Below are 15,733 nucleotides of genomic sequence, written 5' to 3' on the forward strand. Positions count from 1 at the left end.
CCCATATAAGGGTATTTACGAACACTCTTATAAGGGTATTAACAACAGGTATACAATAAATCCGAATCGGAAACGTTATCTTTTACAAGACAATTAGTGCTTAATCGGAATCCAATTAAGCACTCTTTTATAATAAGAATATTTTTTGACATTATCTATAAAATCTAAAGATACAACACACTATCTTTATGTCTTATAGAAGATTGATTTTTTCACAGATTCTCATAATCTTAGTAGATACATTCATCTACCTTTATATCTGTCTCTTCAGTTGGTATGTTTGGAAGGAACTGAAAAGGGAAACAGATACCAACCTTATATGCCTTTGTGAGCAACAGAAGAAAACGGTCATAATAACCTTTTCCACGTCCAAGACGATTCCGCTCCTTATCAAAAGCCATGCCTGGAATAAGCGCAAATTCTATAGAAGAGAAATCCGTAAAAGCTTCACCTATAGGCTCAAGTATTCCATAACTACTCGTTTCAAAGGAATTTGGATTACGATAGAGTCGAAGTTCCATTTCGGTATCACTGATGACAACAGGAAGAAGGACAGTCTTTCCTTCATTATGAAGTTGCTTGATGAGGCCATGTGTATAAACCTCATCAGGCAATGAATTATACAGAAGAACTGTCTTAGCACTTTGTAGACGTGGGTGATTGAGTACTCGCTGAATAAGTGGACTTGACTCCTTTATCAATTCTTCTGTAGAAAACTGTTTCTTACGTGCCCTAACGTCTTTCCGTAAGGACTTTTTATCAAACTGTATCATCAACGTAGAGGGATTGTTTTACGTAAAGAACCAGAGTACTTCAATGTTTTCTGTTTCGGTTTAAGCAACAAGATAGAAGGCATGTGGAACACTTTGATGGCTTCCTTAACTGCTGCATCATTACGGTTTATATACTCTATCCAAGCCTGTTCATCAAGGATATTATAAATGATACGGCTGTTGAGATAGTCCTCCAAAAGTGAATGAGAACGCATAATCATCAAGTTGCGTCGGCGCAATCCATTCTTTTCTGCAAAGTTAACGAAGTCACTCACAAGATTCTGCTGCTCTAAGTAGTTAGCTAAAAGCTTCATCTCACCAAAGTTACTGAGTTTCTTTCTGTTACTATCAGTATAGTTAAAAGCATACTGAAGGATAAGTCCACTCATCACAGCCTCCTTATAATAAGAAGTTACCTTTGAAGTATCTTCTGGTACAAAGATATCTGGCGTAATACCACCGCCACCATATACGGTACGACCATTTACTGTATGATAAGCTGGTCCCTCATGTTTGATACTATCCTGAGAGAAGAACTCACCATGCTGATAACGTGTGAGAATATCATTCTCATAGTCAGCATTATCACCAGGCTTGAATGGCTTTTGAATACAACGCCCTGAAGGAGTATAATAACGTGCTATTGTCAATCGAATCAAACTACCATCATTAAACTGAATTTGCTGCTGTACCAATCCCTTACCAAAGGAACGACGACCAACAATCGTTGCACGGTCGTTATCTTGCATAGCACCAGCAAAAATCTCTGCAGCAGAAGCTGAACCCTCGTTGATAAGTACAACCATAGGAATATGTTGATAACTTCCCTTACCATCACTACGATAATTAACACGTGGACTCTTTCTTCCTTGTGTATAAACAATCAGACGATTTTTTGGAAGGAACTCATTTGCCATCTGTACAGCAGACTCCAAGATACCACCTCCATTATCACGAAGGTCAATAACTAAGTGATCAGCACCCTGAATATTAAGAGTCTGTAAGGCTGCTAACATCTCTGCATAAGTTCTTTCACCGAAGTTTTTGATACGAATATAACCAGTTGTATCATTAAGCATGTATGCTGCTGAAACGCTCTTTACAGCAATATCACCACGAGTAACAGTAAACATCTTAACACCATGTTCACCATAACGCTTCACACCGATCTTCACCTTCGAATCCTTCGGACCCTTAAGGCGGTGCATAGCTTCTTCGTTTGTTACATCTTTACCAACAAATGCTTTACCATTGATGCTAACAACCTTATCACCAGCTAATAAACCAGCCTTATCTGCTGGTCCATCTTTAATAACGTTTTGTATACATAATGTATCTTGACGAATATTAAATTCTATCCCAACTCCAGAGAAAGAACCCTTCAAGTCATCCGTTGCTAATTGAACATCTTTTGCACTAATATATACCGAATGTGGGTCTAATTCTGACAGGATCTCAGGAATAGCCTTATCGACAAGTTCGTCAATATTGACAGAATCAACGTATTGGTCATCTATAATATGCAACAGATTACTGAGTCGACTACTACCATTATTTATGATATTCAGTCGATTACCAGAGAAATGATTGGCATAGAATGTACCAATAAGAATACCGATAACAACACACAGTGCCATCAGTAGTGGTAGAAAACGATTGTTTTTATTCTGATTCATAAAAACCTAACCCTCGCCCTTTCTTGCAAAAGGAAAAGACTTAGAGGGATTCTATAATTACTTGTTATACTTTATTTTTGATATTAAAGAAGAATCATATTAGGTGCAAAAGCTATATGATTACAGTCCTACAGCTACTCTAATTCCTCCCTTTTCTATATAGATTCTGAAGAAGAGCAGCAGCTATCTTCAAGGCTTATATACTCCACTTTAACCCCTGCCCTTGTCAACAGGTCTATGCCATCTGTAAGACGATACTTCTCGGCATATACAACACGACGAATACCAGCTTGAATGATGAGTTTTGAGCATTCGATACAAGGAGATGCTGTCACATAAAGCGTTGATCCTTCGCTATTATTGCCACTTCGAGCAAGTTTCGTAATAGCATTAGCTTCAGCATGAAGGACATAAGGCTTTGTTACGCCCAACTCATCCTCACATACATTTTCAAAACCACTTGGTGTGCCGTTATAGCCATCGCTAATAATCATCTTATCCTTCACAACCAACGCACCTACCTGACGACGTTTACAATAGGAGTTCTCAGCCCAAATACGTGCCATACGAAGATAACGATAATCAACAGCAGTTTTATTACTTCCTTCTACAGAAGCAGAAGACGTTGAAATATGTTCTATCGAATGCTCATTAATCATTGTCTTGATAGTTTTTGTAAATAATCACGGAACAAAAGAAAACAGCAATTAGCCTTTCTTCTACGAAACAATATCTTTAAAGATAGTTCAACATTAAAAAGCTATTACTGCCCCTTGGTAAGACCATCTCTCTCTTTCAACGCATCAATAGTTGGCTCTCCGCCACGGAAACGCTTATAGAGTGTCATAGGATGTTCTGTTCCTCCACGTGAGAGAATATTATCTCTGAAACGCTGAGCAGTTGCCTGATTAAAGATTCCTTCTTTCTTGAATACGCTGAAAGCATCAGCATCAAGGACCTCAGCCCATTTATAACTATAATATCCAGCAGCGTAACCTCCTGCCATAATGTGAGAGAATTGCACAGTCATACATGTATCCGTACGCTGCTCTTCAATAATTGCTGGTGCCCACGCTTTCTTTTCAAATGGGATGATATCTTCTGTGAACTCGTTCTTCTGCGTGTAATAAGCCATGTCTAAAAGTCCGAAACTAACCTGTCGCAGACAAGCTGTTGCCGCACCGTAGTTACGACTCGCAATAACCTTATCAATCAACTCATCTGGCATTGGCTCACCAGTCTGATAATGGAAAGCAAAGGTACGAAGGAAGTCTTTCTCAACCGCAAAGTTTTCCATAAATTGTGAAGGTAGCTCGACGAAGTCCCACCATACATTAGTTCCAGACAAACTCTCAAATCGTGTATTGGCAAAAATGCCATGAAGGGAATGTCCAAACTCATGTAAGAAAGTTTCAACCTCGCCTAATCTCAGTAATGCAGGCTTATCCTCCGTAGGCTTAGAGAAGTTCATCACAAGAGATACATGTGGGCGAACATTCGTACCATCACGCTCAATCCACTGACCTTGGAACTCCGTCATCCATGCACCGTCACGCTTTCCTTTACGTGGGTGGAAGTCAACATAGAGTACAGCTAAATAACTACCATCCTTATCGCAAACCTCATATGGTTTTACATCTGGATGATAAACTGGTATATCCTTGTTCTCTTTGAAGGTAATACCATAAAGACGTGTAGCCAAGCCAAAGACACCCTTGATAACATTGCCTAAGTCTAAGTATGGGCGAAGCATCTCGGGATCAAGGTCGTATTTCTTCTTCTTCAGCAACTGACTATAATAAGCTAAGTCCCAAGGCTCCATTTTGAAGCCTGCACTTTCTTCTTCCTTAGCAAATGCTTCTACTTCCTTACGTTCCTGAATAGCTGTTGGCTTATAAGCCTCTATAAGGTCATTGAGGAGTTTATACACATTCTCAACCTTCGTAGCCATGCGATGTTTCATCACATAGTCAGCAAAGGTATCATAACCAAGAAGTTGTGCCATCTCTCTACGAAGATTTATCAGACGCTTACAAAGTTCAAGGTTATTTGTGTCGTTATCTTTTATACAAAGCGTATTGCGCGCCATATAGAGGTCTTTACGCAGTTCACGCTGAGTACTATACATCATAAATGGACCATAGCTCGGGGCATCCAAAGTAAATACCCAGCCTTCTAATCCATGCTCTTTCGCAGCTTCATGTGCCGCTTCACGTGCTGAATTAGGAAGTCCATCAAGCTGTTGTTCATCAGTAATATGCAGAGTATAGGCTTTATTCTCATTCAATACATTCTGTGAAAACTGCAGTGATAGCATTGAGGCTTCCTCAGTAAGCTTGCGCAAACGGTCCTTTCCTGCTTCATCCAACAACGCACCACTACGAACAAAGCCCTCATAACTTTTCTCTAACAAACAGTTTTCCTCTGGTGTCAACTCTCCATGATGTTCATAAACATGCTTGACACGCTCGAAAATCTTAGGATTTAAGCTAACATCATTACTATGCTTCGTGAGAATAGGACTCATTTTCTGAGCCAAAGCATCCATTTCATCATTGGTCTCAGCACTTAGCATATTAAAGAACACACTCTCCACACGACTTAGAAGGTCATAGTAATGTTTACGCCCCTTAACCTCATCCTCTGGTATAATCGTATTTTCAAAGGTAGGTTCATCAGGGTTATTGATAATCTTCTCAATCTGCTCGTCCTCACGTCGAATACCTTCCATCATTGCTTCTTCATAATCAGCAAGTGTAATACGGTTGAAAGGTACTGTATTATGTGGTGTATCGTAAGGTCGGAAGAAAGGATTTACACGTTCTTTCTCCCCTGTTATACTGTCTGTCATGTCTTTTCTTGCTTTCTCTTAATTTAATTTACAAAGGTAACTCAAAAAAAGGAAAATACTATATAAAGAGGTGGAATTTAACGCAATTTTGTTTCTATATTACGAGTAAAGCAATAAGTATCTGCTAATAGGAGTAAGTTTTGTTCAGACACCACTTATGTTTAATGTTAGAAAAAATGATATTATAGTAAGAAATATTCGAGATCGAAAAATCTTTAACAACAAACTCTCCATGTAAAAACGTCTTATTATACCATTCAAACGAGTGGGAATCCTTTGATAGTACTATTCTTTTTTACCAATAAGTAGCCTGTTTCTCAGCAATAAATCAGATGGTGCTTACCAACAGCACCAGTGGTGTTTACGACCAGCACCAATTGTGCTTACCAACAGCACTACATGTGATAGGTAACAACACAAAGATAAAAGTTAGTTCTATCCTCTTAAAGTCTCCAACTGTGGGACTATAATAATTCCCCTACTCATTGTCAATAGTCCTTCATTTTGTAAGGCATTGAGCATACGAGAGACATTAAGACGACTTTGATGTAGCTCTTTAGCAAGCTCTTCCATCCTTATTCTCAACACCTTACACCCAGCTTGTGTAAGGCAACGAAGACGCAGAAAGTTAACAAACTGCTGACGAATATCACTGGATTGTTGTCTCCATGGGATACGACTCATTCTCTGTGCCTGCATAGAAATACTGTTGAGAAGATTAAGACGGAAAATAAGGTAAGAATCAAGTAATCGTAAAACTTCTGCTTTATCCAACGAAAGCAAACTACAATCAGTATGCGCTATAAAATCCTTTGTATAACGTTGCTGTAATCCAAAGAGGTGTTCAGGCTGAATAACAGCAGGAGCAGAAAGTTCTTCTTCTATACGATAACGATAGTTATCAGCATAGCTAACGACACGAAGCGTACCACTCATCAGAAAGAAGAGTTGTGTACATTTATCATCCGTGCTTACAAGTGGCCTGTCAACTGCCAATTTATGAAAGCCAAACTTTGTTTGCTCCACAATATCAGACAATTCATCCGTACTTATACCGATAAAAAGTGGTAGTTCAATGAGTTTATCGTAGAGCTGAAGCATAACATTAATAAGAAATTATATAGCCGCTTTCTGCTTAGAAAGCGGCTATCTTCATTATTCTACAAACTTTCCTTTCATAGAATGGCTATACCATACCTGCAAATTACCTTTTGCATTTGAATAAATGAAATAAGCCATCAACTCTGGGTGACGCTCAAGCAATTTGCGTGATTTTTCAATTCCCATCACCATAAAGGCAGTAGCATAAGCATCAGCAGTAGCACAGTTTTTTGCTAAAACAGTAGCCGAAAGAAGCGAATGTTGTACAGGATAACCCGTTTTAGGATCAATCGTGTGTGCATATTTCTTTCCTCCTTTATAATAGAAGTTACGATAGTTTCCACTCGTAGCCATAGCCTTGTCAGTGACATTCAATACGGTTTGAATCTCTTGATTAACCTTCGCACTATCATCTGTTGGTTTTGTAACTCCAATCTTCCATGGCAGGCGTTGCTCACTATTACCCATCGTTACAATCTCACCACCTATCTCCACCATAAAGTTTTTAATACCATTACGACGTAAGAAACGAGCTACTATGTCTGATCCATAACCTTTAGCAATAGCAGAACAATCAAGCATTACACCTTTATTCGTCTTCTGAATGGTGTTGCTAACAAGTTTCACCTTATTATATCCAACTATTTGATGCAAACTATCAATCGCCTGCTTAGAAGGGTGTTGACCCGTCTTAAAGCCAAAGCCCCACATATTTACCATAGGAGCAACTGTAATATCAAAAGCCCCGTCTGTCTCTTTTGAAATTGACTCGGCGAGTGTAAAGACTTCTCTGAACATTTCATTTACCTTGACAGGCTTGTTCTGATTAATCTGTGATATCAGTGAATTGGTTTCAAAAGTTGAAAAGGTTTGGTTTACCTTCTTCAATTCTGCTTCTATCTGCGGTTGAAGGTCTTCATCGCTTTGGTAGGTTATATTATAAACTGTACCAAAGATAAAGCCCTTGTTATGCTGATAAGGCATTGAGTGCTGACAACGAACAATAGCTATTGAACCGATAATCAGCACAAGTAGAAAAGGTACTTGCCAATATATTTTTTTCTTATTCATATAATGTTTATTAATTAAGAGTTAAAGAGTAAATTAGAATTAGAAGAAAAAAGATGAGAATTAAGAGTTAATTCTTTTCTTAGCATAACGCTTAAAGCATATACAACTATTTCCTACTTATTATAAACAACTTACTCATTATAATTCAAATAATACATTAAAAGTCGCACCAAGTCGTGATGAACCTCCACGACCATAGCCTGGGACGTACCATGCTTCGCCTATATCGCCCATCTTATGAGCAAGGCGTAGTTTATAACGAACGCTCCAACCCATACGAATAGGACCAAAAATCTTTGCATCAACACTGCCAACAAGCTCTGCCCAGAGCTGACTTCCCTTATTACCAAGAGCACCATAAGATGATTGTGTTCCCCAAATAGGGTCAGCAATACCTGGACTAAGAACATCATACTTGAACGAGGTATACCCCACTCTACCGCCCACTAAGAAGCGATAGTCATCATGTTTATTCTTTAGCATATTGAAATCACAGCCCACACGCCCATAGGGTGCACTGGTCTTAAAGTTCGTCCCAGTAGTCTCGTCAGTCTTATCTGCCTGCCCAATGCCCGCCTCGATGATAGGAAAGTATCTATCCTTAATATTTACACGAAGCAAAGCCTCATACTGGCCGTATGAAGCAAGCCAGCGCATACTTGGTCCTACAAGGTCAACACCAACTGCTACTCCCCTAAAGAATGGAATAGTATCTTCCTTAACCTTTGGGACAGACGGTCGGTGCTGTGCTTTAGCTGTTGTTGGAAACAGCAGAAGCAAAGCATTAAGGATTAGTAAAACTGATAAGTATATGCTCTTTCGTACCATCATAATCAACGTTAGGATTACTGATTTCTATCTGACTTATACGCGTACCTTTTGCCGAAACAGCTGTAAGGGTATGGAAGAATACTGGAGGACAATCAACACTCTCAAAGTGACTTATATTCGTCTTCGATATTGTTACTGTATCTATCGTTGTCACACCTGCCTTACTCTTGAATACAAAGCGTAATTTATCGCTATCACCACTATAACTCATCGGTAAACTAAACTTCGTCGTATTGACCTGTTTGTTCAATAGAATGGTGTCGGTCCTGTTCTTACGTATAGCTGAGATAGTAAGTGTATCATGCAAAGTATCACCCTGAACAACATAATTAGCCCGAACACCATTGGTTACAGGACAGTCTATGTCAGAACAAGAACTCAGCCAACTTAGTCCTCCAAAAAGAAGTACAAAGGTACTGATACTGCTTACTATATGTCTGATTTTTCTATAGTTCATTATCTTTTATTGATATCTATATAAAGAGCAAACTGTACTAACCTCTCATCAGTTACCACTTCAGAAAGCTGTCACATTATATTTCTTTCTCAATCTGATAGTCATTCCGCTTTGGATTACTACGACTGATAAGGTCGCCTATAAAACCGGCAAGGAAGAGCTGTGTACCTAAAATCATCGCAACGAGTGCAATGAAGAACGAAGCATGATTTGAAAGCAAATCTCCATAAACGCCATTCACAAGCATTACCACCTTCTCAACAATCAACCAAAGAAATGCAATAAAACCAATGAAGAACATAAACGATCCCATCAGACCAAAGACATGCATTGGCTTCTTACCAAAGTTAGTAAGGAACCAGAGTGTCAATAAGTCCAGATAACCATTAAAGAAACGATTAATACCAAACTTTGATTTGCCATACTTACGTGCCTGATGGTGTACAACCTTCTCGCCGATACGTGCAAATCCAGCCTCTTTAGCAAGATAAGGGATATAACGGTGCATCTCTCCATACACCTCAATATTCTTTACAACATCACGACGATAACCCTTTAAACCACAGTTAAAGTCGTGCAAATTATGCACACCGCTAATCTTACGTGCCGTAGCATTGAAAAGCTTTGTAGGTATAGTCTTTGTCAATGGGTCATAACGCTTCTGCTTATAGCCACTGACAAGGTCGTATTTCTCCTCCATTATCATACGATAAAGCTCGGGTATCTCATCAGGAGAATCCTGTAAATCAGCATCCATCGTTATGACAACATCCCCTTTTGCAGCATTAAAACCACAATAGAGTGCTGGACTCTTACCGTAGTTACGGCGGAATTTTATGGCATGAACGTGTTCTGCATCCTTATGATGCAATTCCTCAATAACATCCCAGCTCCTGTCTTTAGAGCCGTCATTGATAAATATTATTTCATACGTGAAACCGTTAGCGTTCATTACGCGCTGAATCCACGCGTATAATTCTGGTAGACTTTCTTCCTCATTATAAAGAGGAATAATTACTGATATATCCATATTCTGAATTAGGAGTTTTCTATTAGATATGAGGAGTTAATTAAATTCTATCTTATGATGGTTGATTCTTTACTTTTTTAGACATAATTGCTGCAATAAATAGCGAGAAAAAACCACCCAATATCACTGCATATACAAAACTGCTGGCAGCCAAAGAGAATGGTTGGAAAGCTTCAGACAATGCCGTAATAAACTGTTTGTATGGAATACCTATAGCCGCAAGAAGACTTTTACCTTCGTTACTGGAATAGATATTAGTAACCATCATGAGTAATTTCCCTTTGTCGAGATACTCCATATAAAGCCACTGCAACAAACTGAAGATAATTGCAGAATTAAAGAAAACACGTAAACAATAGAACAGAGCACGACGAAAAGAGATAACTCCATTGCGTCCCTCCTCACGAAAAACCTTCAGTCGATAAGCTACAAAGAAAGGTGTCGAGAGAGAGAGTAAGAAACTAAATTGTGCCAAAACTGGTAGAACAGTCATACCCAATAAGCACGCAAAACTTGCCACCCAAATGATAGCAAGATAAATACCATCATAACGAGCATAAGCTGTCAGTTGTTTAAAATCTTCATTAATCATGCTACAAAAGTACTGATTATTTATTATAAATAATGTGGCAGTCTACCAAATTTATATTTTTTTGTTAAAAACAGAAAAAGTTCTGTATCCTTTTTGCCAGTATTAAATAAAATCTGTATCTTTGCACCCGCTTTAACAGCAATGAAAAAGCAGAAGACGGACAAGTCTCTTACGACCAGCTCCCTTTGAATCCCCCAGGACGGGAACGTAGCAAGGGCAGAAGGTTGTAGCGGTGCGATAGGAATCGCTTGTCCACCCCGCCTCTTTAGCTCAGTTGGCCAGAGCACGTGATTTGTAATCTCGGGGTCGTTGGTTCGAATCCGACAAGAGGCTCAAATTAATAGAATGACTAAGAACAGAGAAGAAGGTATGTCGTGAGGCATACCTTTTTTTGTATGCTCGGCATGAGCATTGCCTAACGCGTGGACCCCGAAACCCATGATTTGGGATCGCTGTAAATTAATAGAACTCTCTTTAATTGTTGTCTGGTAAATATCTTCCACACAAGTTATTCATTAGTAACTTATTACTATGGAGCTCACATGCCATGTTTTATCAATGTGCTGTTGCCCAACACGCATGGTGTCAGTGGTGAACACCATTGGTGCTATTGGTAAACACGCATGGTGCTAAGAGCTAAACACATTGCAACATGCTATCAAAGTGAGGACAACTTGTTGTAAAAAAGAGTCATACTGTGCCAGACAGCACTAAATGCAAAACACCTATTTCCTAATCGTCCATTGGAAGGTACTGCATGGTAATCCCACTTCATTCACAAGATTTGCACGTGTGAAAGGCTGCCAGCCATAACGGACAAAGCGAGGGCGTGTAACAGAAGACGACCTAACAAGAATCGTGTTAGGCGATGTTATCTGTGCTTCTGCAGGATAAAAAATACCATCTGCTCCTGACACCTCGAAACCAATAATATGACTACCATTAACTGACAGCGACTGCGCATGTGTAAATTGCAATTCAAGACCATTGTCTTTCACTAATACAAAATGGCAAACTGGTCCCTCAGACTCAATCTTATAATCATAACTATGGTGCAATGCCTGTAAGCCAAGACGATTTCCAACTGGTTTTTTATTGGTATAATGCACATCTAATGAGTCACCCACATCTGTTGTCACAACCATCCACGTGTTACGTAACGTTGATGCCATCCGACGCTGCGAGTCACGGAAACGTGGCCATGAAGGACGATTTAGACTGGAGAGTTGTACAAATAGAATGGTAATTCTGGATTATGGAAGAAACGACGCCAACTCTTCTCTAACATTGGGAAAAGTCGTTCGTGTATCTCTATGTTGTGTGCATTTGACTCACCTTGATACCAAACAACACCCTTGATAGCATAACCTTTCAAAGGTAACATACCAGCTTCAAACATATAAGCAGGTGCATAAGGATGACGTTGCAATGGATTCTTACTCACACTGATATTTTGTAAAGCTCGCTCACGCGCCCATTTCATTCCGTAGTCGCCATGAAACCAATCACGCAGAATAGCTGGCATACGCTGTTCTAACGTCTGGCGATCTATCCATGACTCAGTGGTCGTTCCACCAACAGCATTACAGATAATACCAACAGGGACCTGCAAGCTGTCAGCAAGTTTCTTTCCGAAATGATAAGCCACAGCCGAGAAATCACCCAAAGACTCACAAGAGCAGTTACGCCATGGTCCAATGCGAAGATACTGATGACGATTAACAGAGTCGCAAGCACCAGCCGACCATGCCACAGCAGTCGTTGGATAAATTGCAGACATATTAAAGAGATGTAAGCGAGTCTGACTATCAGCCTCATCTAAATCTTGCTTTCTACTCTGTACAGCATTCACAGGCAATTCCATATTCGACTGTCCAGAACAAAGCCATACCTCTCCAACATATATATCCTTAACCGTAAGCTTTTCTTTCTTCGTACTTATCATTGCTTTATAAGGTCCACCAGCCTTCTCTGCTGGGAAAGCAACTCTCCACTTCCCTGCTCCATCAGCTACCGAAGATAGCACACGACCATTAAAATTCACCTTAACAGTTTCGCCCGTATTTGCCTTTCCACGGAATACGATTGGTCTGTTACGCTGAACAACCATACCATCTGTATACAATGGAGAAAGTGCAAGACCTCCATAATTGCCTGTCAAAGCACCATATACGGTTTCAGCAATAATCTTAGCACCCTCAGCATTTGGATGGATAGCATCTGCAAAAAGGTCAGGACGGCTGTATAAAGGTGTATTCAAGTCAATCAATGGTGTTCGTGTAGCAGCAGCAACTTGTCGTATATGCTTCTGAATCTGCGCATGCCAGTCACGTGTACCACTATCAAAACGAGGGTGACGATCAAAGATAGGCGTCATAAGACAAATCCAAATCTTAGCCTTGGGATTTGCCTGACGAAAACTATCAATCAACTGGATATAATCAGCATTAAAATCCTCACTATGCTCTGGCCAGTTACGTGGATCAGTATCATTGAGTCCAAGATGAATAACAACAAGGTCTGCTTTGAAATCCAAAGCCTCTTTATACTCTTTTTGGTCAACATAAGGACGATGCCCGAGGTGAAGCAACGTAGTACCAGAGTGCCCGAAGTTTCTAACTTCATACCCTCTACCTAACATCTGCTGCAGTTGTGCTGGATAACAATTCTTTTCCCTATCGGTGATTGTCATTCCCCATGTCACACTATTTCCCACACATGCGACCTTAATCTTTCCACCTGCAACGGCAGTCAGAACCATAAGGAGTAGACCAAACAATACAATTGTTCTTTTCTTCATAATCATTTATAATGTAGTAATGAAAGATTTTGCTTTTTCTTAAAAACTTAACTCATGGATAAATTCCGTACAAAGGTAAATATAATATATGAATAAAGGATATACTCCAAATGACAAAAACGAAACTGTGGCAAATTATCATACAATAACATAAGAACATGATAAATCTTATAGACTACCGACAATTCTTGTAACATTACAATATCTTATTTCCTGAAAAGAAAAATATCATAAATTTCTAAACCTTTAAACTATAAAAAGTCCTTTGTCAGAAGAAGACCGGGACTTATTTTCTTCAATAAAGACAAAAAAATACATGTGTTCGCACACATTTTTTCAATGAAAAATAATCTACGAAAAGTTTGCATGAAAAGTAAAAATAACATATCTTTGTGCCTGTTATCCTGAAAACAATCTTTTACCTTTAAAAGACTAATACCTATTGAGTAATTAAAGCGATTCCCTGTGAAGGTCATCGCTTTTATTTTTTATCCCTTTATCAAATAGTTGTAGTTGGCATTACACACAATTAGCATGTAAAGAAATCCCAACCGCTTGTGTAAAATCAAACTTCCTGTCACTTCTATCACTTGTTGAAAACACTTAACTTATTAATTCACAGTGTAGTACACGAAATGTTAAAAGTGACAGTAAACTGAAATTAAACTTTTCTTGTAGATATGTGATAATCTCTCTCTTACTTGGGAATAGCCATATCTTCACTTAAGACCAAAGATACGATTACAATAGGTAGAAATAAAAAAGAAGACACCTTTTGATGCCTTCCTTTTTATTTATAATGTTTTAAAGAATATGCTTATTACATCATACCGCCCATGCCCGGAGCAGCTGGCATAGCTGGAGTATCCTCAACCTTATCAACAATGAGGCACTCAGTTGTCAGGAACATACCTGCGATTGAAGCAGCATTCTCAAGTGCAACACGAGACACCTTAGCTGGGTCGATAACACCTGCAGCACGAAGATCCTCATAAACATCCTTGCGAGCATTGTAACCATAGTCACCCTTACCCTCACGAACATTGTTTACTACCACTGCACCTTCGCCACCAGCATTAGCAACAATCTGACGGAGAGGCTCCTCAATAGCACGACAAACGATATTGATACCAGTCTGCTCGTCTGCATTCTCACCCTTAAGGTCCTTCAATGCTTCCTGAGCACGGATGTAAGTAGTACCACCACCTACAACAACACCCTCTTCCATTGCAGCACGAGTAGCGCAAAGTGCATCGTCAACACGGTCCTTCTTCTCCTTCATCTCTACCTCAGAGTTAGCACCTACGTAGAGAACAGCTACACCACCGGAGAGCTTAGCTAAACGTTCCTGCAATTTCTCCTTATCGTATGAACTTGTTGAGGCAGCAATCTCATTCTTAATCTGAGCTACACGATTCTTGATAGCTTCCTTCTCACCAGCACCATCAACAATAGTTGTGTTGTCCTTAGAGATAGTAACCTTCTTAGCTGTACCGAGCATCTCAAGAGTAGCCTTATCCAAAGAAAGACCCTTCTCCTCACTAATAACCACACCACCTGTCAATACTGCGATATCCTCAAGCATTGCCTTACGACGATCGCCAAAGCCAGGAGCCTTTACTGCACAAATCTTCAAACCTGCACGCAAACGGTTAACAACCAATGTTGTCAGAGCCTCAGAATCAACATCCTCTGCAATTACCAACAATGGACGACCACTCTCAGCTGCTGGCTGGAGGATTGGAAGGAAGTCCTTAACATTTGAAATCTTCTTATCATAGAGGAGAATATATGGGTTCTCCATATCACACTCCATCTTATCTGTATCTGTTACGAAGTAACCAGAAAGGTAGCCACGGTCAAACTGCATACCCTCAACAACTCCAATACTTGTCTCACGGGTCTTGCTCTCCTCAATAGTGATAACACCATCTTTAGAAACCTTACGCATAGCATCTGCAAGCAACTTACCAATTTCCGGGTCATTATTGGCACTTACAGTAGCAACCTGTTCAATCTTATCATAGTTATCACCAACAACCTCTGCTGAGTTCTTGATATGTTCAACTACCTTATCTACTGCCTTATCAATACCACGCTTGAGATCCATTGGGTTAGCACCAGCTGTAACATTCTTCAACCCTTCAGTAACGATAGCCTGTGTAAGGATAGTTGCTGTTGTCGTACCATCACCAGCATCGTCACCAGTCTTGCTTGCAACACTCTTAACGAGCTGTGCACCAGCATTCTCGAAGTTATCTTCAAGTTCTACTTCCTTAGCAACGGTGACTCCATCTTTAGTGATCTGAGGAGCACCAAACTTTTTACCAATAACAACATTACGTCCCTTAGGACCGAGTGTTACTTTTACTGCGTTTGCCAACTGGTCTACACCACTCTTCAAGAGTTCACGCGCATCTGTATCGAATTTTATCTCTTTTGCCATTTTCTTTATTCTTTATTATGTTTGTTTATGTTTTGCTTTCTGTTAATCTTTTTATAGTATAGAACATCTACTATATACACTATAATTGATAAACAAAAGCAGTTT

General features: G+C 39.6%; 11 protein-coding genes, 1 tRNA gene and 1 pseudogene. 1 reads left to right on the forward strand and 12 read right to left on the reverse strand.

Translation table 11 applies throughout. The annotated features are described in order from the left end of the window. Window positions 1–230 precede the first annotated feature (230 nt). The 10 genes from J5A56_RS10780 to J5A56_RS10825 form a co-directional block, all read right to left on the reverse strand. Window positions 231–773 (reverse strand): 5-formyltetrahydrofolate cyclo-ligase, encoded by a 543-nt coding sequence (locus tag J5A56_RS10780; RefSeq protein WP_021672072.1) that lies wholly within the window; start codon window positions 771–773, stop codon window positions 231–233. Beyond that, window positions 773–2,449 carry a S41 family peptidase gene (locus tag J5A56_RS10785; RefSeq protein ID WP_021672073.1) on the reverse strand — a complete coding sequence of 559 codons (1,677 nt, stop codon included), beginning with the start codon at window positions 2,447–2,449 and terminating at the stop codon, window positions 773–775. The genes J5A56_RS10780 and J5A56_RS10785 overlap by 1 nt, the downstream gene beginning before the upstream one ends. 155 nt (window positions 2,450–2,604) lie before the next feature. Then, window positions 2,605–3,108, reverse strand: coding sequence for a dCMP deaminase family protein (locus J5A56_RS10790; protein WP_021672074.1), 504 nt, complete (start codon window positions 3,106–3,108; stop codon window positions 2,605–2,607). A gap of 104 nt (window positions 3,109–3,212) precedes the next feature. Next, window positions 3,213–5,300: a M3 family metallopeptidase gene (locus J5A56_RS10795; RefSeq protein WP_021672075.1), complete on the reverse strand. Its 2,088-nt coding sequence runs from the start codon at window positions 5,298–5,300 to the stop codon at window positions 3,213–3,215. A gap of 435 nt (window positions 5,301–5,735) precedes the next feature. Continuing rightward, complete coding sequence (locus J5A56_RS10800) at window positions 5,736–6,401, reverse strand: Crp/Fnr family transcriptional regulator (RefSeq protein ID WP_021672076.1); 666 nt, start codon at window positions 6,399–6,401, stop codon at window positions 5,736–5,738. A 54-nt stretch (window positions 6,402–6,455) separates the two neighbouring features. After that, the gene (locus tag J5A56_RS10805; protein ID WP_021672077.1) at window positions 6,456–7,472 is read right to left on the reverse strand and encodes an FAD:protein FMN transferase; all 1,017 of its coding nucleotides are present in this window, start codon (window positions 7,470–7,472) and stop codon (window positions 6,456–6,458) included. 138 nt (window positions 7,473–7,610) lie between these two features. Continuing rightward, window positions 7,611–8,303: a DUF6048 family protein gene (locus J5A56_RS10810; protein ID WP_036919944.1), complete on the reverse strand. Its 693-nt coding sequence runs from the start codon at window positions 8,301–8,303 to the stop codon at window positions 7,611–7,613. Beyond that, a complete protein-coding gene (locus J5A56_RS10815; protein ID WP_021672079.1) occupies window positions 8,257–8,760 on the reverse strand; it encodes a DUF6452 family protein in 504 nt (167 codons plus the stop codon). Before J5A56_RS10815 ends, J5A56_RS10810 begins: the two co-directional genes overlap by 47 nt. 76 nt (window positions 8,761–8,836) lie before the next feature. Beyond that, window positions 8,837–9,790 carry a glycosyltransferase family 2 protein gene (locus J5A56_RS10820; RefSeq protein WP_021672080.1) on the reverse strand — a complete coding sequence of 318 codons (954 nt, stop codon included), beginning with the start codon at window positions 9,788–9,790 and terminating at the stop codon, window positions 8,837–8,839. Between the two features lie 52 nt (window positions 9,791–9,842). Then, window positions 9,843–10,382 (reverse strand): DUF4199 domain-containing protein, encoded by a 540-nt coding sequence (locus J5A56_RS10825; protein ID WP_021672081.1) that lies wholly within the window; start codon window positions 10,380–10,382, stop codon window positions 9,843–9,845. 259 nt (window positions 10,383–10,641) lie between these two features. On the opposite strand from J5A56_RS10825, the gene J5A56_RS10835 reads away from it, so the two are divergent. Next, window positions 10,642–10,715 (forward strand) — tRNA-Thr (locus tag J5A56_RS10835). 392 nt (window positions 10,716–11,107) lie between these two features. On the opposite strand, the pseudogene J5A56_RS10840 reads toward J5A56_RS10835, so the two are convergent. Together J5A56_RS10840 and groL are read right to left on the reverse strand one after the other, a co-directional pair. After that, window positions 11,108–13,188 (reverse strand): annotated as a pseudogene (locus tag J5A56_RS10840) (GDSL-type esterase/lipase family protein). A gap of 814 nt (window positions 13,189–14,002) precedes the next feature. Beyond that, window positions 14,003–15,628 (reverse strand): chaperonin GroEL, encoded by a 1,626-nt coding sequence (groL, locus tag J5A56_RS10845; protein WP_021672083.1) that lies wholly within the window; start codon window positions 15,626–15,628, stop codon window positions 14,003–14,005. Window positions 15,629–15,733 lie beyond the last annotated feature (105 nt).

The organism is Prevotella melaninogenica (genome assembly GCF_018128065.1).
Taxonomy (GTDB): Bacteria; Bacteroidota; Bacteroidia; order Bacteroidales; family Bacteroidaceae; genus Prevotella.

Excerpts from the sequence above, each read along its gene's own strand:
- J5A56_RS10825 (WP_021672081.1), bottom strand. The coding sequence starts at position 10,382 with ATGATTAATGAAGATTTTAAACAACTGACAGCTTATGCTCGTTATGAT.
- J5A56_RS10810 (WP_036919944.1), bottom strand. The coding sequence starts at position 8,303 with ATGATGGTACGAAAGAGCATATACTTATCAGTTTTACTAATCCTTAAT.
- J5A56_RS10780 (WP_021672072.1), bottom strand. The coding sequence starts at position 773 with ATGATACAGTTTGATAAAAAGTCCTTACGGAAAGACGTTAGGGCACGT.
- groL (WP_021672083.1), bottom strand. The coding sequence starts at position 15,628 with ATGGCAAAAGAGATAAAATTCGATACAGATGCGCGTGAACTCTTGAAG.
- J5A56_RS10800 (WP_021672076.1), bottom strand. The coding sequence starts at position 6,401 with ATGCTTCAGCTCTACGATAAACTCATTGAACTACCACTTTTTATCGGT.
- J5A56_RS10820 (WP_021672080.1), bottom strand. The coding sequence starts at position 9,790 with ATGGATATATCAGTAATTATTCCTCTTTATAATGAGGAAGAAAGTCTA.
- J5A56_RS10785 (WP_021672073.1), bottom strand. The coding sequence starts at position 2,449 with ATGAATCAGAATAAAAACAATCGTTTTCTACCACTACTGATGGCACTG.
- J5A56_RS10795 (WP_021672075.1), bottom strand. The coding sequence starts at position 5,300 with ATGACAGACAGTATAACAGGGGAGAAAGAACGTGTAAATCCTTTCTTC.
- J5A56_RS10790 (WP_021672074.1), bottom strand. The coding sequence starts at position 3,108 with ATGATTAATGAGCATTCGATAGAACATATTTCAACGTCTTCTGCTTCT.
- J5A56_RS10815 (WP_021672079.1), bottom strand. The coding sequence starts at position 8,760 with ATGAACTATAGAAAAATCAGACATATAGTAAGCAGTATCAGTACCTTT.
- J5A56_RS10805 (WP_021672077.1), bottom strand. The coding sequence starts at position 7,472 with ATGAATAAGAAAAAAATATATTGGCAAGTACCTTTTCTACTTGTGCTG.